Origin of the sequence: Serratia myotis, from assembly GCF_027474885.1 — a bacterium.
Taxonomy (GTDB): domain Bacteria; phylum Pseudomonadota; class Gammaproteobacteria; order Enterobacterales; family Enterobacteriaceae; genus Serratia; species Serratia proteamaculans.
Genome location: NZ_CP099707.1, coordinates 4108184 through 4131794 on the forward strand (window position 1 = coordinate 4108184; position 23611 = coordinate 4131794).

The following is a 23611-nucleotide window of genomic DNA, read 5'->3' on the forward strand; positions in this document are numbered from 1 at the left end:
CCTGATTCAGTAGGCTTTCTTGCCGCGCTGTACTACCCTTTGGCAATGAACTCTCCACCTCATCCGCGTCATGACGTCGTTCAGTGACAGATGCCAGCGTTAAGGTTGTTTATGGATATCAGCGCACCGAATCATCTCACCACGCGCAAAGGCGCACTGCTGATGCATACCCTGCTGGCGGCCGCCGTGGTTTTCCTGTTGGCGCTGCTGTGCCTGACGTTGTCCAACGAATCCAGTCACTTTACCCCGCTGTGGTTCCCGACCGCCGCTATCATCACGGTGCTATACCGCCACTCACCGCACCAGTGGGGTTTGCCCTTGCTGGCCAGCGGTGTCTCCATTGTCACCGCCAGCACGCTCCTGTACGGTTTTAGCTGGCTGCCGGTCAAACTGTCGCTGATCAACCTGCTGGAGGCCGTAGTCTGTACTCTGTTACTGCGTCGCATGCTGTTACCGGACGATCCGCTGAACAGCCTGGCCAGTTGGCTGAAATTTGTGGTCTGTGCGGTGATCTTCACCCCGTTGTTCAGCGCCTTGCTGGCCGCCTGGTGGGCGCCGGCTCCCGAGCAAAGCTTCTGGCAGTCGTTTAACACCTGGTTTATTTCGGAAGCCATTGGCGTGCTGTCGCTGGCCCCCATCGGGTTGGTGTACCGCCGCCGCATGCTGGAACAGCTGAACCCGTTCCCGCTGTTATTGGCACTGATAGCGTCGCTGGTTTTTGGTTATCTGGCGCTGGCCCACCTGCCCTTTCCGTTTACCTTCGTCATCCTGCCGCTGCTGTGGGCGGCGATCGCCCTGCCACGGTTGGAAGCCTTCACTATCTGCTTTTGCACCACGGTAATGATCACCGTGATGATTTCATTCGGGTTATTGCATTTCCGTATCCCCACGACGCCGCTCAGCGACATTGAAATCTACCTGCCGATCCTGCTGATTCTGATCCCGGCGCATGCGATGGCGATGGTGATGCACGCTTTCCGGGTAGAGAAGCAGCATATCGTCGAGAGCGAAATCCGTTTTCGTAATGCGCTGGAATATTCCGCCATCGGCATGGCGTTGGTATCGCCGCAGGGACAGTGGCTGCAGGTCAACCAGGCGTTATGCAAACTGCTGGGCTACACCCCGGAGGCCTTGCGACGCCTGACGTTTCAGGAAATCACTCACCCGGACGATCTTAATGCCGACCTGGTGCAATTGCGCGACCTGCTCGACGGCCATATCAGCAGCTACACCCTGGAAAAGCGCTATATCCGCAGCGACGGGGAGCACGTCTGGACGCTGCTGGCGGTATCGATGGTGCGCGATGCCGAAGGCCTGCCGCTGTATTTTATTTCTCAGGTGGAAGACATCAGCGAGTTGAAACGCACCTCAGCAGAAAATCACCGACTGATGGAGCGCATTACCCTGGCCAATCAGGTCGGGGGGATCGGCGTTTGGGAGTGGGTGATGGACGGCGAAGAACTCACCTGGGACAAGCGCATGTTTGAGCTTTATGATCTCAGCCCGGACCAGAAGCCAACGATGTCGCTGTGGCGGACGCTGCTGCTGCCGGAAGATCGTGAGCGTACCGACCTTGAGATGTCCTCTTTGCTGGATCAGCCGCGGCCGTTTATCCTGGAATTCCGGCTGCTCACCCGCGAAGGAAAAGTGCGCCATATCCGCGGTCAGGGCAATGTCATTTTGGACGCACAGGGCAAGGCACTGCGCATGATCGGCACCAACATCGACATGACGGAAGTGCGCAACCTGACCGAAGCGCTCCACCAGGAAAAAGAGCGTCTGCACATCACCCTCGATGCCATCGGCGAAGGTGTGATCTCCACCAACGATGCGATGCAGATTACCTTTATGAACCCGGTGGCCGAGCAGATGTGTGGCTGGCCACTGAGCCTGGCGGTTGGCATGCCGATCGCCGGGGTAGTACGTTTGACCAACGGCAAAGACGGCGCAGAAGTCGAAAACCCGGTTCAGTGCTGCCTGCAGGAGAACCGCCAGCTTTCGGCAGATTATGCCCTGGTGTTGCACAGCCGCGATGGCCGCCATTTCGACATTCAGCAATCGGTATCACCGCTGAAAACCCTCAATGATGAAGTGATGGGGGCAGTGATGGTGCTGCAAGATGTTACCGTCTCACGCGAATTGATGCGCAAGCTGAGTTACAGCGCGTCTCACGATGCCCTGACCACCCTGCCCAATCGCACCAGTTTTGAGAAACGGTTGAAAAACGCCATCGCCGGCACCGTTGAGCAACAACGCCAGCATGCGTTGGTGTTCCTCGATCTCGACCGTTTTAAAACGGTCAATGACAGTGCCGGCCATGCGGCAGGGGATGCGTTGCTGAAGGAAATCGCGCAGCTGATGCAACACCATCTGCGCCACAGCGACTGTCTGGCTCGGCTGGGTGGCGATGAGTTCGGCCTGATCCTGTTTGACTGCTCATCCGAGCAGGCCAAATCCCTGATGCAACAACTGGTGAACTACATCGGCCAGCATCCGTTCTATTGGGAAGACAAGGTTTATCACGTCGGTGCCAGCGCGGGTATCGCCTGCATCACTGCAGATAGCGGCAAGAGCAGTGAACTGCTGGCTAAGGCCGATCTCGCCTGCTACACCGCCAAGCATCAGGGTCGCGGGAAGGTCTATCTGTACGAAGCACGACAAAAAAAGATACTGACTCCAGGCGCACCACACCACAAAAGTTAGCCACAGGGACCTGAAACAAGCACTGACCGCACGACGCCGCGGCGGTGACCGTGGCGTTCGCTCCCCCCATTCCCCTTCATTCTGCCCCACTCTCCCGTTTTTCGGGCTATGGCGTCATTGGGTCACAGCCCCCCGATCACGTTTTTTTTTGCTTAGCCAACCTGAGGTTAGTGGTATAACTAACGGGTCAAAGTTAATCGTTTAAACAATACCTCGATACGGAAATCAGCACGCGCGTTAATTTCCACCCCATCTTTAAACGTGATTGCTCAGGGATAATGGCTATGAAAAACGAGTGGTTTGCCGCCAGAGAGCTAACCGGCATTGCAGGACTGCCCTCCTCGCCACAGGGCATCAATTTGATGGCCCGCCGCGAAGGTTGGATCAGCCGCCGCCGAAAAGGCGTACAGGGCAAAGCGGTGGAATACCACATTGACAGCCTGCCGATCGGCGCACGCAGCCTGTTGATACTGCAAGAAGATCCCGCAGAATATCAGGTTGAACGTAAGGATCCGCTGGCGGTATGGGTTGAGTATTACTATCACCTTAGCGAAAGCGAACGCGAGAAAGTCCTGACGTTCCTGATGCGTGAAGGGATCGACAGCCTGCTGGCGCGCATTGCCGCCGAAGAGTAGCGCGGCTAGCCGTCAGTGTCCGTTGAGGGTACCCAGCCATCGTTATGCCACAGATGCAGCGTGGCGTAAGAGCGCCATGGCCGCCAGCGTTCGGCATAGTTTTCAATCTGGCGTGGCGTCATCTCCGGAAAGCGCTGTTTGATCAGATAATCTCCCGCCAAAAAGACGTCCGGCCATGACCAGGCACGCATAGCGATATAACTGGCCGTCCAACTGCCAATTCCCGGCAACGCGGTCAATGCCTTGATCCCCTGCTCAATATCCAGCACGTTATCCAACTGCAACCGCCCTTCGGTGACCGCCCGTGCAATGGCGATCAGCGCCGCTGCGCGTTTTAATTGCACCCCCAGCGGACGCAGTTCCTCAGGTTGCAATTGTGCCACCTGCTCAGCATTGGGGAACACATGGGTAATGCCGGCGTAGGGCTGTTCCAACGGCGTTCCCCAGCGTTCCGCCATGCGCCCGGCAAAGGTCGCCGCCATCTTGACGCTGACCAACTGCCCGAGCACTGCCCGGGTCGCCTGTTCAAAACTGTTGACGCAGCCGGGTAGCCGCAGGCCCGGCGCATCGGCGGCCAGGGCTCCCAGGGCCTGGGTGATCAGATCCGGTGCGGCATCCAGATCGAACAGTTGGCGGATACGGCGTAACACCTCCGTGGTTACCCGGCTGAGCGCCGGAGCGATCTCCACCCGCACCCGATTGCGGACTTCCTCCGGCTGTACGCTGACCCAACCGTGATAGTCAATGCCACCCTGAGTAATGGCGATCGCCCGCAAATATTGTTGCCCCTCAACCCGTTCCACCCCGCTCACCGCACGGGTTTGCAAAAAGCTCAGCATGCGCGGCCAGTCATAGGGTGGCCGGTAGCCCAAATGAAACACCAACCCGCTCGCGACGGTACGCTCATTACGGCCGCTGCTGCTACGCAGCGCCGAGGGGATCAGCCGGTAGCGCGCCTTGAACAACTCGTTAAAGCGTCGCAGGCTGCCAAAACCGGCGGCAAACGCCACTTCACTCAGCGGCATATCGGTATCCGCCAACAGCCGTTTGGCCTGTAACAGCCGGTGCGACTGGGCATAATCAATCGGCGAGGCGCCAAACTGATCGGCAAAAATGCGCCGCAGGTGGCGATCGGAAATCCCCAGCCGCGCGGCCAGTTGCTCGCAGCTGTGCTCCGACAGATAGCCTTGTTCAATCAACTGTACCGCCACCTGAGCGTAGCGATTGCCGAGGTCGATCAACGCCAGCCCCGGTGCCAACTCTGGCCGGCACTTCAGACAGGGGCGAAAACCCGCCAGCTCCGCCGCCGCCGCGCTCGGGTAAAAAGTACAGTTCTCGATCTTCGGCGTGCGGGCACTGCACACCGGGCGGCAATAAATGCCGGTCGAAGAAACGCCGACGAAGAAGCGGCCATCGAATTTGCGATCGCGCGCACTCAGTGCCTGATACAACGCCTGCTGTTGGTTTTTCATGGCCACGCTCGGGGTCAGTTTTTTGTTCATTATGCGACTCGGCTGATGCGCTGACGTGCGGGATTCGGACATTAAGTTAAGCATGTACTCCCGTTCGCCGCTAAAATTTTCGTCAGTTACGCGCTCACACATTGCCCGGGGGGCAAGTCTCGGGTAAAGTCGCCCCCCTTCATCGGCATGGGGAGTGAGAAAAGACATGTTTATTGGATTCGATTACGGAACGGCCAACTGTTCCGTCGCAGTGATGCGTGATAACGGCCCCGAGCTGCTGACGTTGGAAAACAACGAACCCTATTTACCGTCGATGCTGTGTGCGCCGACGCGGGAAGCCGTGAGCGAGTGCTTGCACCGTCACTGGCAGGTGCCGACCGGCAGCGAAGAGAACCAGCAACTGCTGCGCCGGGCGATCAACTACAATCGCGAGGAAGACATTCCGGTCGCGAATAACAGCGTGCTGTTTGGCCTGCAGGCATTGGCGCACTACGTTGAAGATCCGGAAGAGGTGTATTTTGTTCGCTCACCGAAATCCTTCCTGGGTGCCAACGGCCTGAAGCCGCAGCAGATCGCACTGTTTGAAGATCTGGTGTGCGCCATGATGTTCCACATCAAGCGCCAGGCAGAAAACGTTCTGCAGGACAGCATCAGCCAGGCGGTCATCGGTCGCCCGATCAACTTCCAGGGCATGGGTGGTGAAGAGGCCAACCAGCAGGCGCAGGGCATTTTGCAGCGCGCAGCCGAACGTGCCGGGTTCAGGGACATTGAATTCCAATTCGAGCCGGTCGCGGCAGGGCTGGACTTTGAAGCGACGCTGAGCGAAGAGAAAACCGTGCTGGTGGTAGACATTGGCGGCGGGACTACCGACTGTTCAGTGTTGCTGATGGGGCCGCAATGGCGTGACCGCGCCGATCGCCAGCAAAGCCTGCTGGGCCACAGCGGTTGCCGCGTAGGCGGTAACGATCTGGATATCATGCTGGCATTCAAACAGCTGATGCCGCTGTTCGGCATGGGCGGCGAAACCGGGAAGGGTATCGCCCTGCCCGCGCTGCCCTACTGGAACGCCGTCGCCACCAACGACGTGCCGGCGCAGAACGACTTTTACAGCGTCGCCAATGGCCGCATGCTGCAAGATTTGATCCGCGATGCCGCCGAGCCGGAAAAGGTCAAACGCCTGCTGAAAGTCCACCAGCAACGTCTGAGCTACCGTTTGGTGCGCGCGGCAGAGGAGAGTAAAATCGCCCTGTCTGCGCAGCAAAACATCAGCGCACCGCTGGCTTTCGTCCAGGCTGATTTGGCGGAAACCATCAGCCAGGATCAGCTTGCCGAGGCTATTTCGCAGCCGCTGTTGCGCATTCAGGAACAGGTCAGCGCCGCGCTGGCCAGCAGCCAGACCGCACCACAGGTGATTTATCTCACCGGCGGCAGCGCACGTTCACCGCTGCTGCGCGCCGCGCTGCAACAGCAGTTGCCGGGCATTCCTATCGTCGGCGGTAACGACTTCGGCTCGGTCACCGCCGGGCTGGCACGCTGGGCGCAAACGCTGTTCCGTTAATGACCAGAAGGCGCGGCTTGCCGCGCCTTTGTTCACTGGAGCCAAGTCGATGAGTGAAATACTCCCCTTCGAGAGTGACCGGTTGCTGTTACGTGCCTGGCGCGACCAAGACCTGCCGGCATTCGCCGCACTCAATGCCGATCCACAGGTGATGCGTTATTTCCCTGCCCCGCTGACAGCCGAGCAAAGCTACGCGCAGGCTGACAAGATCCGTCAGTTTATGCAGCAAAACGGTTGGGGTTTATGGGCGGTGGAAGAAAAAGATGGCGCGCCTTTTATCGGTTTTGTCGGGTTGGCGATCCCGGCGGACGATCTGCCCTGCTCACCCTGCGTAGAAATCGGCTGGCGGTTAGCGGCAGCGTACTGGGGCAAAGGTTATGCCTCTGAGGCTGCCCAGGCGGCACTGCGCTACGCTTTCGAACAGCTGGATTTGGCTGAAGTGGTGTCTTTTACCGCCGAAAGCAACAAGCCATCAAGCCGGGTAATGGAACGCATTGGCATGATGTCCCATGGCGAAAGTTTCCTGCACCCTCGACTGCCGCAAGGCCATCCGTTGCAAAAACATGTACTGTATCGGCTGGCACAACAAACCTGGCGGGAAAAACTCCACGGCTAATCCCGCCGCTGATTGTTAGAAATATTACCAGGCGCTGGCCTGGTTCAGTGCGCTGATATCTTCAGCCTCCAACCGCAGTCGGGTGGCACTAATCAGCTCATCCAACTGTTTCAGCGAAGTGGCGCTGACGATCGGTGCGGTGATGCTCGGTCTTGCCATCAACCAGGCCAGCGAAACCTGCGCCGGTGAAGTGTGATGTTTCGCCGCAACGCTATCCAACGCCGCCAGGATTTTAAAACCACGCGGATTGAGATACTGCTCAATCACTCTGTCACCACGCTGGCTCTTGCCAATATCTTGCTCGCTGCGGTATTTTCCGGTCAGGAAGCCGCTGGCTAACGAGAAGAAGTTAATTACCCCCAGGCCATGACGTTGCGCCACCGCTTCCAAACCTTGTTCGTAACCTTCGCGCGCATACAGGTTATATTCCGGTTGCAGGGTTTCGTAACGCGCCAGCCCTTCCTGCTCACTGACTTTCAGCGCTTCTTCCAGACGATCGGCCTGATAGTTGGAGGCACCGATCACCCGTACCTTACCGGCCTTGATTAACGCATCGAACGCCGCCAGGGTTTCCGCCAGCGGCGTATCCCGATCATCATCATGCGACTGATAAAGGTCGATATAGTCGGTCTGCAGACGGCGCAGTGAATCCTCGACCGCCTGCTGGATATAGCGCGGCGACAGCCCCTGCTTCCCTTCCCCCATCGGCTTGCCGACCTTGGTGGCAATGATCACCTGATCACGCTTGCCGCTTTTTTTCAGCCACTGGCCAATCGTGCTTTCGGACTCGCCGCCCTGGTTGCCCGGTGCCCAGCTCGAATACACGTCGGCGGTATCAATAAAATTAAGCTGATTTTCCACCAGTGCATCCAGCAGGCTGAAGGAAGTTTCGCGATCCGCCGTCCAGCCGAACACGTTACCGCCGAAGGTTAATGCCGGCACTTTGATGCCCGAACGGCCCAGTTCTCTGTTGCTCATTGCATGCTCCATGGGGTTAATGATTTGCAGGTTAATTATTAGCGCAAAATCGGAAGGCAGGCTAAAACGCATTGGCTATAAGCCGAAACAAATCACTTATAAATATAATCAATTTATATCCTATAGCTTTCAAATTGCAGCCAGGCGGCAAGTACAGGAGTCCCCATGAGCTTACTGAGGTAAGTGATTGGGGTGAATGTGCGCAGCCAACGACGCTGCGGTTTGAAAGATGAAGGATATATTCGGACAATGCTGACGGTTCCTCCATATTTCCTTCATCTTTATGCCGTCTTTGCTGGCTAAACTAGTATCCTGTAAGGAGTGTAACTTTTGAGGCAATGAGTGCCCGCACGCCTGCCCTTTTGGAGATATTTTCGCCGCCATGAATGCAAAAAACCCACGTCGTTCACTGATACTGCGCCTGCTGGTGGTGGTCATTGTGGCTATTGCCGCCGTGCTGATTTGGCGTCACTTCAGCGCTTCACCACCGGCTACGGCTACCGCACCAGGTGCGCGCCATGCAGGTAGCGGCCCAGCTGCCGGTGGCCGACGTGGGGCACCCATGTCACCGGTGCAGGCCGCGACCGTTACGCAGCAGACGGTACCGCGCTATCTTTCCGGGCTGGGCACCGCCACCGCCGCCAACACCGTGACCGTCACCAGCCGGGTTGACGGCCAACTGATGGCAGTCCACTTTACCGAAGGCCAACAGGTCAAGGCCGGCGATCTGCTGGTTGAAATCGACCCACGCCCGTTTGAAGTACAACTGACCCAGGCGCTGGGGCAACTGGCCAAAGATCAGGCCACGCTCGCCAACGCCCGGCGTGATTTGGCGCGTTATCAGCAACTGGCGAAAACCAATCTGGTCTCACGCCAGGATCTGGATACCCAACTTTCCTTGGTGCAACAGACAGAAGGGGCGATCAAAGCCGATCAGGGCACGGTCGACAGCGCCAAACTGCAAATCACCTACAGCCGTATCACCGCACCGATCGACGGCCGCGTCGGCCTGAAGCTGGTGGATGTCGGTAATTACATCACCAGCGGCAGCACCACCGGCATTGTGGTGATCACCCAGACTCACCCTATCGACGTGGTGTTTACCCTGCCGGAAGCCAATATCAGCGATTTGATCAAGGCGCAAAAAGCCGGCCCGGTCAGCGTCGAAGCCTGGGATCGCACCAACCAAAGCCAATTGGCGACCGGTTCGCTACTGAGTCTGGATAACCAGATCGACACCACCACCGGCACCATCAAACTGAAGGCGCGTTTTACCAACGAGGACGACGCACTGTTCCCCAATCAGTTTGTTAACGCCCGGCTGAAAGTGGCAACCTTGCATGATGCGACCGTTATCCCAACCGCGGCGCTGCAAATGGGCAACGAAGGCAACTTCGTCTGGACCCTGAGTGAAGAGAACAAAGTCAACAAACACCTGGTCACTACCGGCATGCAGGACAGCCAACAGGTGGTGATCAACGCCGGTCTGAACGTGGGCGATCGGGTGGTTACCGACGGTATCGATCGTCTGACTGAAGGCATGCAGGTCGAAGTGGTGACACCGCAGGCGGCTGCGACCACCACCAAACCCAGCCATCCACCGCGCGCTCAGGGGAAATCCTGATGCAGGTGATGCCACCTAACCCCGGCGGCGGCCCATCCCGCCTGTTTATTCTGCGCCCGGTCGCCACCACATTATTGATGGTGGCCATCCTGCTGGCGGGGATTATCGGCTATCGCGCCCTGCCGGTTTCCGCCTTGCCGGAAGTCGACTATCCGACCATTCAGGTGGTCACGCTGTACCCTGGCGCCAGCCCGGATGTGGTCACTTCTGCCATCACCGCCCCACTGGAACGCCAGTTTGGCCAGATGTCCGGCCTGAAACAGATGGCGTCGCAAAGCTCCGGCGGTGCCTCGGTAGTCACGCTGCAATTCCAGCTTGAGTTGCCGCTCGACGTCGCCGAACAGGAAGTGCAGGCGGCGATCAACTCCGCCACCAACCTGTTGCCGAGCGATCTGCCCTACCCGCCGATTTACAGCAAGGTTAACCCCGCCGATCCACCGATCCTGACGCTGGCCGTAACCTCATCCGCCATGCCGATGACCCAGGTGGAAGACATGGTGGAAACCCGCGTGGCGCAGAAAATATCGCAGGTCACCGGCGTTGGGCTGGTCACGATTTCCGGCGGTCAGCGACCGGCAGTACGCGTGAAGCTTAATGCGGCAGCCGTCGCCGCCTACGGCCTGGACAGCGAAACCATCCGCACCGCCATCAGCAATGCCAACGTCAACTCCGCCAAAGGCAGCCTGGATGGCCCAACCCGTTCGGTCACGCTGTCCGCCAACGATCAGATGAAGTCCGCCGACGATTACCGCCAACTGATTGTCGCCTACCAAAACGGCGCGGCGATCCGCCTGCAGGATATCGCCACCATCGAACAGGGCGCAGAAAATACCCGGCTGGCGGCGTGGGCCAACAAGCAACCGGCCATTGTGTTGAATATTCAGCGTCAGCCGGGGGTGAACGTGATCACCACCGCCGATAGCATCCGCGAGATGCTGCCAACGCTGATTAAAAGCCTGCCGAAGTCGGTCGACGTCAAGGTACTGACCGATCGCACCACCACCATTCGTGCCTCGGTCAGCGACGTACAGTTCGAACTGCTGCTGGCGGTAGCGCTGGTGGTGATGGTGATTTACGTGTTCCTGCGCAACGTGCCTGCCACCATTATTCCGAGCGTCGCGGTACCGCTATCGCTGATCGGTACCTTCGCCGCCATGTACTTTCTGAACTTTTCGATCAACAACCTGACGCTGATGGCGCTGACCATTGCCACCGGGTTTGTGGTCGATGACGCCATCGTGGTGATCGAGAACATCTCGCGCTACATCGAAAAGGGGGAGAAACCGCTCGACGCGGCGTTGAAAGGCGCCGGTGAAATCGGCTTCACCATTATCTCACTGACCTTCTCGCTGGTGGCGGTGCTGATCCCATTACTGTTTATGGGCGATATCGTCGGTCGGCTGTTCCGTGAGTTTGCCGTGACGCTGGCGGTAGCAATTTTGATTTCCGCCGTGGTTTCGCTGACGCTGACACCGATGATGTGCGCGCGCATGCTGAGCCACGAATCGTTGCGTAAGCAGAACCGTTTTTCCGCGGCCTCCGAGCGTTTCTTTGATCGGGTCATCGCCCGCTACGGCAAATGGCTGAAAACGGTGCTGAATCATCCCTGGCTGACTCTGGGTGTAGCGTTCAGCACGCTGGTGCTCACCGTGTTGCTGTACCTGATCATCCCAAAAGGCTTCTTCCCGGTACAGGACAACGGCATTATTCAGGGCACGCTGGAAGCGCCGCAATCCGTGTCGTTCAGCAATATGGCGGAACGCCAACAGCAGGTGGCGGCAGAAATTCTCAAGGACCCGGCAGTGGAAAGCCTGACGTCATTTGTCGGCGTTGACGGCACCAACGCCACGCTCAACAGTGGCCGGTTGCAGATCAACCTCAAGCCCTTAAGCGAACGCGCAGACCGCATTCCGGCCATCATCACCCGCCTGCAGCAGCAAAGCGCGCAGTTCCCCGGCGTGAAGCTGTATCTGCAGCCGGTGCAGGATCTGACCATCGATACCCAGGTCAGCCGTACCCAATACCAGTTCACCCTGCAAGCGATGTCGCTGGACGATCTGAGCCTGTGGGTACCGCAACTGATGGCGGAGCTGAAACAAACCCCGCAGTTGGCGGACGTGACCAGCAACTGGCAGGATCAGGGGCTGGTCGCCTATGTCAATGTCGATCGCGATTCGGCTTCCCGACTCGGCATCAGCATGAGCGACGTGGATAATGCGTTGTATAACGCCTTTGGCCAGCGGTTAATTTCCACCATTTACACCCAGGCCAACCAATACCGCGTAGTGCTGGAACATGACGTCAGCAGCACGCCAGGGCTGGCGGCGCTGAATGATATCCGCCTGACCAGCAGCAACGGCACCATAGTACCGCTGAGCACCATTGCCAAAATTGAGCAGCGCTTCGGGCCGCTGTCGGTTAACCATCTGGATCAGTTCCCGGCGGCCACCATCTCCTTTAACGTGGCGGGCAATTATTCGCTCGGTGAAGCGGTCGATGCCATCACCCTGGCGGAAAAAAACCTCAATATGCCAAAAGACATCACCACCCAGTTCCAGGGCGCAACACTGGCGTTCCAGGCAGCGCTGGGCGGCACCCTGTGGCTGATCCTGGCGGCGGTGGTGGCGATGTATATCGTGCTGGGCGTGCTGTATGAGAGTTTTATCCACCCGGTGACCATTCTGTCTACTCTGCCCACTGCCGGGGTCGGTGCCTTGCTGGCGCTGATGCTGGCCGGCAGCGAACTGGACGTGATCGCCATTATCGGCATCATCCTGCTGATCGGTATCGTGAAGAAAAACGCCATCATGATGATCGACTTCGCCCTGGCCGCCGAACGTGAGCAGGGGATGACGCCGTATGACGCGATTTATCAGGCCTGCCTGCTGCGTTTCCGGCCGATCCTGATGACCACGCTGGCCGCGTTGCTGGGCGCACTGCCGTTGATGCTCAGTACCGGCGTCGGCGCGGAACTGCGTCACCCGCTCGGGGTTTGTATGGTCGGCGGACTGGTGATGAGCCAAATCCTGACGCTGTTCACCACCCCGGTGATCTACCTGCTGTTTGACAAGCTGGCGCGTAACACTCGCCACCAGCCGGATGCGCAGGAGCTGCCGTGAAATTCTTTGCCCTGTTCATCTACCGGCCAGTCGCCACCACGCTGCTGACATTGGCCATCGCCATCAGCGGCGTGATTAGCTTCAGCCTGCTGCCGGTTTCCCCACTGCCGCAGGTCGACTATCCGGTGATTTCGATCAGCGCTTCGCTGCCGGGTGCCGATCCAGAGACCATGGCCTCATCGGTGGCGACGCCGCTGGAACGCGCACTGGGCCGAATTGCCGGGGTCAATGAAATGACCTCGATGAGTTCACTGGGCAGCACGCGAGTGATCCTGCAGTTTGATCTCGACCGTGATATCAACGGGGCCGCACGTGACGTACAGGCGGCAATCAATGCGGCGCAAAGCCTGCTGCCTACCGGCATGCCAAGCCGCCCCAGCTACCGTAAGGTCAACCCCTCCGACGCGCCGATCATGATCCTGACGCTGACCTCGGATACTTACAGCCAGGGCCAGCTTTACGACTTTGCCTCTACCCAGTTGGCGCAGAAAATCGCCCAGACTGAAGGAGTGGGTGACGTTTCGGTCGGCGGCAGTTCGCTGCCTGCGGTGCGGGTCGAACTCAACCCGAGCGCCCTGTTCAATCAGGGCATATCGCTCGATGCGGTGCGTCAGACCATCAGCAATGCCAACGTGCGCAGGCCGCAGGGCGCGGTGGAAGATCCTCAGCAGCGCTGGCAGCTCCAGGCCAACGACGAGTTGAAAACTGCCGAGGCTTATCGCCCACTGATTATTCACTATAACAACGGCTCGGCGGTGCGCCTGAGTGATGTGGCTGCGGTCAACGACTCGGTACAGGACGTGCGCAACGCCGGGATGACCGATGCCAAACCGGCGATTATTCTGGCCATCAGCCGGGCGCCGGATGCCAACATCATTGAAACCGTCGATCGTATTCGCGCCGAATTGCCCGCGCTGCAAGACAACATTCCGGCGTCAATCCAACTGAATATCGCCCAGGACCGCTCGCCGACCATTCGCGCCTCGCTGGCCGAGGTAGAACAGTCGCTGGTGATTGCCATTGGGCTGGTGATCCTGGTGGTGTTTATCTTCCTGCGTTCCGGCCGCGCTACGCTGATCCCGGCGGTCGCCGTACCGGTATCGCTGATCGGTTCCTTCACCGCCATGTATCTGTGCGGCTTCAGCCTGAATAACCTGTCGCTGATGGCATTGACCATCGCTACCGGCTTCGTGGTCGACGACGCCATCGTGGTGCTGGAGAACATTTCCCGCCACATTGAGGCCGGCATGAAGCCGGTCAACGCGGCGCTGGTCGGGGTGCGTGAAGTCGGCTTTACCGTGCTGTCGATGAGCGTGTCGCTGGTGGCGGTGTTTATTCCGCTGCTGCTGATGGAAGGCCTGCCGGGCCGTCTGTTCCGCGAGTTTGCCGTGACCCTGTCGGTGTCGATCGGTTTGTCGTTGATTATCTCACTGACGCTAACCCCGATGATGTGTGCCTACCTGCTGCGCCACCAGCCGCCGCGCTCGCAGAGGCGAGTACGCGGCTTCGGTAAAATGCTGTTGGCGTTGCAACAGGGCTACGGTCGCTCGCTGAGCTGGGTGCTTGGCCATTCGCGCTGGGTGCTGGCGGTGTTTTTGGCCACCATCGCGCTCAACGTGTGGCTGTATGTCAGCATTCCAAAAACCTTTTTCCCGGAGCAGGATACCGGTCGGCTGATGGGCTTTATCCAGGCTGACCAGAGCATTTCCTTCCAGGCGATGCGCGTGAAGCTGGAAGATTTTATGAAGATTGTGCGTGAAGATCCGGATGTGGAAAACGTCACCGGCTTTACCGGGGGGTCACGCACCAACAGCGGCTCGATGTTTATTTCGTTGAAACCCCTGTCGGTACGCAGCGATGATGCACAAAAAGTGATCGCCCGGCTGCGCGCCAAATTAGCCAAAGAGCCGGGAGCCAGCCTGTTCCTGATGGCGGTACAGGATATCCGCGTCGGCGGTCGGCAGGCTAACGCCAGCTACCAGTACACGCTGCTGGCAGATGACCTCGCCGCGTTACGTGAATGGGAACCGAAGATCCGTACCGCACTGGCCGCCTTGCCAGAGCTGGCAGACGTCAACTCCGATCAGCAGGACAAAGGGTCGGAGATGGATCTGGTTTACGATCGCGAGACGATGGCCCGGCTGGGTATTTCGGTCTCTGACGCCAACAGCCTGCTGAACAACGCCTTCGGTCAGCGCCAGATTTCGACCATCTATCAGCCGCTCAATCAGTACAAAGTGGTGATGGAAGTGGCACCGCCCTATACCCAGGACGTCAGTTCGCTGGACAAGATGTTCGTGATCAACAAGGACGGCAAGGCTATTCCCCTGTCCTACTTCGCCCGTTGGCAACCGGCCAATGCACCGCTGTCGGTTAACCATCAGGGTCTGTCGGCCGCCTCGACCATCTCGTTTAACCTGCCGGATGGCGGCAGCCTGTCCGATGCCACCGCCGCCGTGGAACGTACCATGACGGCACTCGGCGTCCCCGCCACCGTGCGCGGTGCCTTCGCCGGTACCGCACAGGTGTTCCAGGAAACGCTGAAATCCCAGTTGCTGCTGATCGCCGCCGCCATCGCCACGGTGTATATCGTGCTTGGCATTCTCTACGAAAGCTATATTCACCCGCTGACCATCCTGTCCACCCTGCCCTCTGCCGGCGTGGGGGCGCTGCTGGCGCTGGAGCTGTTTGGCGCGCCGTTCAGCCTGATTGCGCTGATTGGCATTATGTTGTTGATCGGTATTGTGAAGAAAAACGCCATCATGATGGTCGACTTTGCCCTGGATGCGCAGCGCAACGGCGGCATTAGTGCGCGAGACGCCATTTTCCAGGCATGCCTGCTGCGCTTCAGACCTATCATGATGACCACGCTGGCGGCGCTGTTCGGTGCATTGCCGTTGGTACTGACCCACGGTGACGGCGCCGAACTGCGCCAGCCGCTCGGTATCACCATCGCAGGCGGCCTGATCGTCAGCCAACTGTTGACGCTGTACACCACCCCGGTGATTTACCTGTATTTTGACCGGCTGCAGATGAAGTTCCGTCGCGGCAAGAAACTGGATCCTTTGCCCCAATAATGGCTGATTGATGCTTATAAAACACACTGCTTCAGTACAGTGGCAACTCTGGATTGTGGCGTTCGGCTTCTTTATGCAGACGCTGGACACCACCATCGTCAACACCGCCCTGCCGTCGATGGCTGTCAGCCTGGGGGAGAATCCGCTGCGCATGCAATCGGTAATCGTCTCCTACGTACTGACGGTGGCGGTGATGCTGCCTGCCAGCGGCTGGCTGGCGGATCGGGTTGGCGTGCAGCGGGTGTTCTTCAGTGCCATCGTGCTGTTCACTCTGGGATCGATCCTCTGTGCCCGTTCCGAAACCCTGAATGAGCTGATCGCCTCACGCGTGGTGCAGGGTATCGGCGGCGCGATGATGGTGCCGGTCGGTCGGCTGACAGTGATGAAAATCGTCCCGCGCGAACAGTATATGGCGGCGATGACCTTTGTTACCCTGCCCGGCCAAATCGGCCCGCTAATGGGGCCGGCACTGGGCGGCTTTTTGGTGCAGTACGCCAGTTGGCACTGGATTTTCCTGATCAATATTCCGGTGGGGATTGCCGGGGCCATCGCCACGCTGCTGCTGATGCCCAACTACCGCATGCAGACCCGGCGCTTCGACATCAGCGGTTTTATCATGCTGGCTATCGGTATGGCGACGTTGACGCTGGCGCTTGACGGCCACAAGGGAATGGGGTTGTCGGCCACCGCCATCGGCGGCCTGGTGGTAGCCGGCGTAGCGGCGCTGGCCGGTTACTGGTGGCATGCTCACGGCAACAGCCGGGCGCTGTTCTCGCTGCGGTTGTTCAAAACCCAGACCTATAAAGTTGGGCTGACGGCCAGCCTGCTGGGCCGTATCGGCAGCGGCATGTTGCCGTTTATGACGCCGCTGTTTATGCAGGTCGGCATGGGGTTTTCCCCGTTCCACGCCGGGTTGATGATGATCCCGATGATTATTGGCAGTATGGGGATGAAGCGCATCGTGGTGCGAGTGGTTAACCGTTTCGGTTACCGCAACGTGCTGGTGGCCGCAACGCTGATGCTGGCGTTGATCAGCCTGAGTTTCCCGCTGGTCGCCATGCTCGGCTGGATCTGGCTGTTGCCGGTGGTGTTGTTCTTCCAGGGCATGGTCAACTCGCTGCGCTTCTCGGCCATGAATACCCTGACGCTGAAAGATTTGCCTGATCGGCTGGCCAGCAGCGGCAACAGCCTGCTGTCGATGGTGATGCAAGTGTCGATGAGCCTTGGCGTCAGCATCGCCGGTATTCTGATCGGCAGCTTTGCCCATCAGCAGGTGATCACCGGCAGCCCGGCGATTCACAGCGCCTTTATTTACAGCTACTGCTGCATGGCGTTAATCATCGCCCTGCCTGCGCTGGCCTTCGCCCGTGTCCCGGCCGATACCACGACTAACCGTACGCTGACCAAAGAGCCGGGCACCGGCTCCACGAGGTTGCAATGAAAATAGGCATTACCGGTAAACTGTTCATGGCGATCTTCGCCACCTGCATGCTGGTGCTCATCACCATGCATTGGGGTGTGCGTGTCAGCTTCGAGCGCGGTTTTATCGACTACATCAAGAACAGCAACGAGCAGCGTATCAATATGCTGGGTGAAGCGCTGGAAGAACAGTACAGCCGCCACGGCAACTGGGTCTTTCTGCGCAATAACGATCAGGTGGTTTACCAGATCATGCGTTCGTTCGAACAGAACAGCGACAGCAGCCACAATCTGCCACCTAAAGGCTGGCGCACCCAGTTTTGGGTGGTAGACAGCCAGTTTAACCGGCTGGTCGGGCATTCCGGCCCGCTGCCGAAGGAAGGCCCGCGCCATCCGATCCGCTATAACAATGAAATTGTCGGCTGGGTGATCACCACCCCGGTTGAGAGGTTGACGCGCAATACCGACATCAACTTCGACCAACAGCAAAGGCGCACCAGTTGGATGATTGTCGCCCTCTCCACGCTGTTGGCAGCGGCGGTGACCTGGCTGATGTCGCGCGGATTACTGGCGCCGGTCAAACGCCTGGTAGCAGGTACTCATCGCCTGGCTGCGGGGGATTTCGGCACCCGTGTGGCCGTCAGCAGCCAGGATGAACTGGGGCGACTGGCGCAGGACTTTAACCAGCTCGCCACCTCACTGGAAAAAAATGAACAGATGCGGCGTGCCGTGATGGCCGACGTCTCGCACGAATTACGTACCCCGCTGGCGGTGTTGCGCGGCGAACTTGAAGCCTTGCAAGACGGCGTGCGCCAACCTACCCCGGCCTCACTCAGCTCATTGCTGGCGGAAGTCACCACCCTGACCAAGCTGGTAGATGACCTGCACCAACTGTCGTTATCCGATCTCGGCGCGCTCGCTTACCGTAAATCACCAGTCGACTGTGTGCACTTGCTGCAAATTGCAGTCGCCAGCTTCCGCGACCGGTTCCGCGCCAAGGGGCTGGAAATCGTGACTCTGTTGCCTGAACAGGCATCGCTGTTTGGCGATCCGGACAGGCTTAATCAGCTGTTTAACAACCTGCTGGAAAACAGTCTGCGTTATACCGACGCCGGCGGTAAGCTGGAAATCGGTGCAGAGCCGTTGCCAGGCCGCCTGCGGATTTACTGGCAGGACAGCGCGCCAGGCGTCAATGATGAGCAACTGGCGCGCATTTTCGAACGCTTCTACCGTACCGAAGGTTCGCGTAATCGTGCCAGCGGCGGCTCCGGACTGGGGCTGTCGATCTGTCAAAACATAGTGGAAGCACACAACGGGACGATCTACGCACAGCACTCGCCTTTGGGCGGCGTGCGGATTACAGTAGAATTCGCCGTCCCGGTAATGAATAAGGCGTCATGATGGAAACCCAGAACCAGCCGTTGCAAATTATGATTGTTGAAGACGAACCCAAACTTGGCCAACTGCTGGTGGACTACCTGCAGGCCGCAGGGTACGCCACGCGCTGGCTGACCAATGGCAGCGAAGTCGTGCCGGCAGTGCATGAACGTGCCCCCGCACTGATCCTGCTGGATCTGATGCTGCCGGGCTCCGATGGGCTGACCGTCTGCCGCGAACTACGCCGCTTTACCGACATTCCTGTGGTGATGGTGACAGCGAAAATTGAAGAAATTGATCGCCTGCTGGGGCTGGAGATCGGCGCAGATGATTACATCTGCAAACCTTACAGCCCACGTGAAGTGGTCGCCCGGGTGAAAACCATTCTGCGCCGTTGCTACCGCCCGCTGGATAATACGCAGGAAGAAACCCAGCTTCATATTGATGAACCGCGCTTTCAGGCTAGCTATCAGGGCCAAATGCTGGATCTCACCCCGGCGGAATTCCGCCTGCTGAAAACGCTGGCCAGCCAGCCGGGCAACGTGTTCTCACGCGAGCAACTGCTGAATAATCTGTATGATGACTACCGGGTGGTGACCGACCGCACTATTGACAGCCATATCAAAAACCTGCGGCGCAAGCTGGAGCTGATCGACGGCGAAAAATCCTTTATCCGCTCGGTGTATGGCGTGGGTTACCGCTGGGAAGCCGAAGCCTGTCGGCTGGTGAATGGGCTGTAACCGGTTCTAGGTCCAGTCTTCGACCCTCAGCCCCGGCACCATGGCGAACGCCTTATCGTTAGTCACTATTGTCGCACCACGGCTCTGCGCGTGTGCGGCAATAAGCTGATCCAAAGCCCCCATTACTCGCCCCTTTTTCGCCATATCCGCCCGCATCGTTCCGTAGCAATGCGCGGCTTCCCGGTCCCAGGCATACACCGTCACGGAATCCAGGAATGACGCCACGGCCGCTTTTAGCGCCAAACTTTGCCGCTTGGCTACGCCATACAACAATTCCGCCTCCGTGATACTGGAAATGCAGACCGCAGACGGCGGGATCTTTTCCATTACGCGCAATAAGCGGGGATGCCGACGGAACAGTTGGCTGACCGTATTGGTATCAAACATGTACATGCTTACTCTTCCTCGCCGAACGGATCGCGGATGGCGATCCCCTGTTGACGATCCTCAGCCACCAGGAAGTCCTGCGGCACCTGAGTTTGCTCGATCATTTGCAGCAGTGGAGCCCAACTGTCAGGTTTTGCCGGATACTTTGATAAAATCACGTTTCCCTCCCGATCGCGGCGGATATACACACGATCTGTATCAAATTCAAATTCCACGGGTAATCTCACCGCCTGATTTCTGCCGTTTTTAAACAGCTTCGCGACTCTTTCCATTTTCATCTCCTCTGACAGGCATAGGCCTAAGCATATGCCTGTTGAGCTTCGATGCCAAGATGCTGTGCTTGTTTTTTGAACGCCAATGACGCAGCGAGCCAACCTTAACGTGGCGTGACCGTCGGTGAAATACTGCCCTGGCAAAAATGCGGCCAGCTGCGCAGACTTTCTGCGCATCACAATCCCCCATTAGCTTCTCGTGCTACAGCACTATCCGCTGGTTAAAACTCAACGCCAGCGCAAAAAAATCGCCTGTTTTTTGCGCTATGGTGCGCAAATCATGTTTATTAGCCGCCCAATTTCAAGCTATTGGCTACACTTACATCACTTATCGGAACCCACAGGAGAGGAACCATGGCAATCGGTCACTATGAGCTGAAAAAAGCAAAGAATGGACAGTACCACTTCAACCTGAAAGCCAGTAATGGTGAAATTATTCTGGCCAGTGAGATGTACGCCAGCAAGGCCTCGGCGGAAAATGGCATTGCCTCAGTGCAAACCAATTCCCCTCACGAAGCGCAGTACGAACTGAAACACAGCACCAGCAATCAGCCTTACTTTGTACTGAAAGCCAAGAACCATCAGGTGATCGGCGTCAGTGAAATGTACAGCTCTGAAACAGCAGCAAAAAACGGTATTCAGTCGGTGATCAAGAACGGCCCGAGCACCGATGTACGCGATTTGAGCGCATAACTTCATCTGGGCGACGCGCGATGGCTGCCATCGCGCGTTTTTCTTATGACCAGGATCAATCTCCCTGTAATAAATCCGGTTACCTGCTGATTTCTTGCCACGCTGCCGCTACAATCCCCCGCTTTTACTGCGCCATTTGGTGGTGCGGTACTGACCTGAAATCAGACCGAGACTCATTATGTTTACACCGGAACTCCTCTCCCCGGCCGGCACGCTGAAAAACATGCGTTACGCCTTTGCCTATGGTGCCGACGCCGTTTATGCCGGCCAACCGCGTTACAGCCTGCGGGTGCGCAACAACGAATTCAATCATGAGAACCTGGCGCAGGGGATCAACGAAGCCCACGCACTGGGCAAAAGATTCTACGTAGTGGTTAATATCGCCCCGCACAACGCCAAGCTGAAAACCTTCCTGCGCGATCTTAAACCAGTGATCGACATGGGCCCGGATGCGCTGATCATGTCCGATCCCGGCCTGATCATGATGGTGCGCGAAGCCTTCCCGCAGATGGACATTCATTTGTCGGTACAGGCGAATGCGGTTAACTGGGCAACGGTGAAGTTCTGGCAGCAAATGGGGCTGACGCGAGTGATCCTGTCGCGCGAACTGTCACTGGAAGAGATCGCCGAGATCCGCGCCCAGGTACCGGAGATGGAGCTGGAAATCTTTGTTCACGGCGCGTTGTGCATGGCCTACTCCGGCCGCTGCCTGCTGTCCGGTTATATCAACAAGCGCGACCCTAATCAGGGTACCTGCACCAATGCCTGCCGCTGGCAGTACAAGGCGGAAGAAGGCAAAGAGGATGAGACCGGCAACATCGTGCATATGCATGAGCCGATCCCGGTGCAAACCGTCGAACCGACATTGGGTATCGGTGCGCCAACCGACAAAGTGTTCATGCTGTCCGAAGCGCAAAAGCCGGATGAATACATGAGCGCCTTTGAGGATGAACACGGCACCTACATCATGAACTCGAAGGATTTACGCGCCATCCAGCACGTAGAACGTCTGACTCAGCTCGGCGTGCATTCGCTGAAAATCGAAGGCCGTACCAAATCCTTCTACTACTGCGCACGCACTGCGCAAGTTTATCGCCGCGCCATTGATGACGCGGTCGCGGGCAAACCATTCGATCCCACCCTGCTCACCACACTGGAAGGTTTGGCGCACCGGGGTTACACCGAAGGTTTCCTGCGTCGCCATGTGCATGAAGCCCAGCAAAACTATGATTACGGTTCCTCACTGTCTGATCGCCAGCAGTTTGTCGGTGAATTCACCGGCGTCAGGCGTGACGGTTGGGCAGAAGTGGATGTGAAAAACAAGTTCATGGTCGGTGATGGCGTAGAGATGATGACTCCCGGTGGTAACGTGTTGTTTACCCTGGAGAGCATGCAGAATAAAAAAGGTGAAGCGATCGATGTGGCGCCAGGCAACGGGCATATCGTCTATTTGCCGATCCCGCATGATATCGATCTCAATTACGCGTTGCTGATCCGCAATTTGCCTGATACCAATACTCCTGCGGTGTGAAAATTCCGCTGGCTATCTTTAAGTGGTGATTTTTAGCAAATATTAGAATTGGATCACATCAATTAGTCCGCAGCTTGGTTAATATCAGGCTGCTTAAAACTAAGAACGAAAAATATTTGCATAGCAATACTAGGAACCACCTCCTTAGCCGGTCCAATCTCCCTTGGACTGGCTTTTTCTTTGGTTTCAACCGCCTATCCGCTCGGGTATCGCTAATATAACCAGCCATTTTTTTAACACATTATTTAAATCTATTTTTAAAAGCACCTTCCCTCACAGCGATATAAATACCATGCTACAACGGTTAATTAATTCATTAACAAAAAACGCTAACTCATCTGCGGCGTATATCTCAGATTAAGTCAATTATGTAGGAATTATCTCTGCCCAACGGCATCTACCCAGAATTAACTGAATATTCTGATGGCCTGCCGCGGGTGGGTAGTTTATCGTTGCTCATTATCTGTTTACCGCAGGGAGAGACCGGGAATGCATCCACCAGCACCAGCGCTTCTTATCATTAATGGCAAAGGCGCCGGCAACGAAGAGGTTCGCCTTGCCGTCCAGAAGTTGCGGGATGAGGGCCAAACTCTGCACGTTCGCGTCACCTGGGAGCATGGAGATGCTGCACGATATGTGCAGGAAGCCTGCCAACTGGGTGTGGCCACGCTGATTGCCGGCGGCGGCGATGGCACCATCAACGAAGTGGCCGCAGCATTGGCAACCTTACCGGCCAAGGGTCGGCCGGTATTGGGCATTCTGCCGTTGGGCACGGCCAACGACTTCGCCGTAGCCTGCAATATCCCACTGCTGCCGGAGCAGGCACTGCGTTTAGCCGTAAAAGGCCGCGCAGTCCCGATAGACCTGGCCAAAGTGAATGATCATCGCTATTTCATCAATATGGCCACCGGCGGCTTTGGCACTCGTATCACGACCGAGACCCCGGAAAAACTGAAGGCCGTGTTAGGCGGTGTGTCCTACTTTATTCATGGCTTACTGCGCATGGATACGCTCAAGGCCGATCGCTGCGAGATCCGTGGGCCGGATTTCCATTGGTCCGGCGATGCGCTGGTGATTGGCATCGGTAACGGCAAACAAGCCGGTGGCGGGCAGCAGTTATGCCCGGACGCACTGATCAACGATGGCTTGCTGCAACTGCGTCTGTTGATCGCTGATGAGTTGCTGCCGGCGTTAGTGGCCAGCCTGTTTAGTGATGAAGAAAATAAAAACGTGATCAGCGCTGCACTGCCGTGGCTGGAAATCGATGCGCCCCATGAGATGGCTTTTAATCTCGACGGCGAACCGCTCAAGGGCACTCATTTCCATATTGAAGTGCTGCCCAACGCCATCGAATGCCGCCTGCCACCCAACTGTGGATTACTGGGCCAACCTCAGTCCTCTAAATAGTCCCCCACAGCG

Annotated in this window: 17 protein-coding genes; 13 read left to right on the top strand and 4 right to left on the bottom strand. The window is 57.6% G+C overall.

Annotation, left to right across the window (positions count from 1 at the left end):
* Nucleotides 1-111: 111 nt before the first annotated feature.
* Both NHG65_RS19400 and NHG65_RS19405 read left to right on the top strand, forming a co-directional pair.
* On the top strand, nucleotides 112-2703 hold the full coding sequence (locus tag NHG65_RS19400) for a diguanylate cyclase (protein ID WP_413478402.1): 2592 nt from the start codon (nucleotides 112-114) through the stop codon (nucleotides 2701-2703).
* 284 nt (nucleotides 2704-2987) lie between these two features.
* Nucleotides 2988-3338: a DNA-binding protein gene (locus tag NHG65_RS19405; protein WP_099062604.1), complete on the top strand. Its 351-nt coding sequence runs from the start codon at nucleotides 2988-2990 to the stop codon at nucleotides 3336-3338.
* A 5-nt stretch (nucleotides 3339-3343) separates the two neighbouring features.
* On the opposite strand, the gene alkA is transcribed toward NHG65_RS19405, so the two are convergent.
* Nucleotides 3344-4840, bottom strand: a complete 1497-nt coding sequence (gene alkA / locus NHG65_RS19410; protein WP_499182558.1) for a DNA-3-methyladenine glycosylase 2 — start codon at nucleotides 4838-4840, stop codon at nucleotides 3344-3346.
* 166 nt (nucleotides 4841-5006) lie between these two features.
* On the opposite strand from alkA, the gene yegD reads away from it, so the two are divergent.
* Both yegD and NHG65_RS19420 read left to right on the top strand, forming a co-directional pair.
* Nucleotides 5007-6359, top strand: a complete 1353-nt coding sequence (gene yegD, locus NHG65_RS19415; RefSeq protein ID WP_112348669.1) for a molecular chaperone — start codon at nucleotides 5007-5009, stop codon at nucleotides 6357-6359.
* A gap of 49 nt (nucleotides 6360-6408) precedes the next feature.
* Nucleotides 6409-6975: a GNAT family N-acetyltransferase gene (locus tag NHG65_RS19420; protein ID WP_261416909.1), complete on the top strand. Its 567-nt coding sequence runs from the start codon at nucleotides 6409-6411 to the stop codon at nucleotides 6973-6975.
* A 24-nt stretch (nucleotides 6976-6999) separates the two neighbouring features.
* On the opposite strand, the gene NHG65_RS19425 is transcribed toward NHG65_RS19420, so the two are convergent.
* A complete protein-coding gene (locus NHG65_RS19425) occupies nucleotides 7000-7953 on the bottom strand; it encodes an aldo/keto reductase (RefSeq protein ID WP_261416911.1) in 954 nt (317 codons plus the stop codon).
* A 382-nt stretch (nucleotides 7954-8335) separates the two neighbouring features.
* Between NHG65_RS19425 and NHG65_RS19430 the strand changes: the two genes are divergently transcribed.
* Genes NHG65_RS19430 through baeR form a run of 6 tightly spaced genes read left to right on the top strand, consistent with a single transcriptional unit; the run spans nucleotide 8336 to nucleotide 19309 of the window.
* Complete coding sequence (locus NHG65_RS19430; RefSeq protein WP_499182559.1) at nucleotides 8336-9577, top strand: MdtA/MuxA family multidrug efflux RND transporter periplasmic adaptor subunit; 1242 nt, start codon at nucleotides 8336-8338, stop codon at nucleotides 9575-9577.
* On the top strand, nucleotides 9577-12696 hold the full coding sequence (locus tag NHG65_RS19435) for an MdtB/MuxB family multidrug efflux RND transporter permease subunit (RefSeq protein ID WP_207979904.1): 3120 nt from the start codon (nucleotides 9577-9579) through the stop codon (nucleotides 12694-12696). Before NHG65_RS19430 ends, NHG65_RS19435 begins: the two co-directional genes overlap by 1 nt.
* Nucleotides 12693-15773, top strand: coding sequence for a multidrug efflux RND transporter permease subunit MdtC (gene mdtC / locus NHG65_RS19440; protein ID WP_219016766.1), 3081 nt, complete (start codon nucleotides 12693-12695; stop codon nucleotides 15771-15773). Before NHG65_RS19435 ends, mdtC begins: the two co-directional genes overlap by 4 nt.
* Before the next feature lie 10 nt (nucleotides 15774-15783).
* Nucleotides 15784-17214, top strand: a complete 1431-nt coding sequence (locus NHG65_RS19445) for an MFS transporter (protein WP_499182560.1) — start codon at nucleotides 15784-15786, stop codon at nucleotides 17212-17214.
* A complete protein-coding gene (gene baeS, locus NHG65_RS19450) occupies nucleotides 17211-18593 on the top strand; it encodes an envelope stress sensor histidine kinase BaeS (RefSeq protein ID WP_099062613.1) in 1383 nt (460 codons plus the stop codon). Before NHG65_RS19445 ends, baeS begins: the two co-directional genes overlap by 4 nt.
* On the top strand, nucleotides 18593-19309 hold the full coding sequence (gene baeR / locus NHG65_RS19455; RefSeq protein ID WP_112348660.1) for an envelope stress response regulator BaeR: 717 nt from the start codon (nucleotides 18593-18595) through the stop codon (nucleotides 19307-19309). The genes baeS and baeR overlap by 1 nt, the downstream gene beginning before the upstream one ends.
* Nucleotides 19310-19315: 6 nt before the next feature.
* Here baeR and NHG65_RS19460 read toward each other — a convergent pair whose 3' ends face one another.
* Together NHG65_RS19460 and NHG65_RS19465 are read right to left on the bottom strand one after the other, a co-directional pair.
* Nucleotides 19316-19702: a type II toxin-antitoxin system VapC family toxin gene (locus NHG65_RS19460; protein ID WP_499182561.1), complete on the bottom strand. Its 387-nt coding sequence runs from the start codon at nucleotides 19700-19702 to the stop codon at nucleotides 19316-19318.
* Nucleotides 19703-19704: 2 nt separating this feature from the next.
* Nucleotides 19705-19968, bottom strand: coding sequence for an antitoxin (locus tag NHG65_RS19465; RefSeq protein ID WP_112348659.1), 264 nt, complete (start codon nucleotides 19966-19968; stop codon nucleotides 19705-19707).
* A 354-nt stretch (nucleotides 19969-20322) separates the two neighbouring features.
* Between NHG65_RS19465 and NHG65_RS19470 the strand changes: the two genes are divergently transcribed.
* The 3 genes from NHG65_RS19470 (at nucleotide 20323) to yegS (ending at nucleotide 23599) form a co-directional block, all read left to right on the top strand.
* A complete protein-coding gene (locus tag NHG65_RS19470) occupies nucleotides 20323-20661 on the top strand; it encodes a YegP family protein (RefSeq protein ID WP_099062617.1) in 339 nt (112 codons plus the stop codon).
* A gap of 178 nt (nucleotides 20662-20839) precedes the next feature.
* Complete coding sequence (trhP, locus tag NHG65_RS19475) at nucleotides 20840-22192, top strand: prephenate-dependent tRNA uridine(34) hydroxylase TrhP (protein ID WP_499182562.1); 1353 nt, start codon at nucleotides 20840-20842, stop codon at nucleotides 22190-22192.
* Between the two features lie 489 nt (nucleotides 22193-22681).
* Nucleotides 22682-23599: a lipid kinase YegS gene (gene yegS, locus NHG65_RS19480; protein ID WP_499182563.1), complete on the top strand. Its 918-nt coding sequence runs from the start codon at nucleotides 22682-22684 to the stop codon at nucleotides 23597-23599.
* Nucleotides 23600-23611 lie beyond the last annotated feature (12 nt).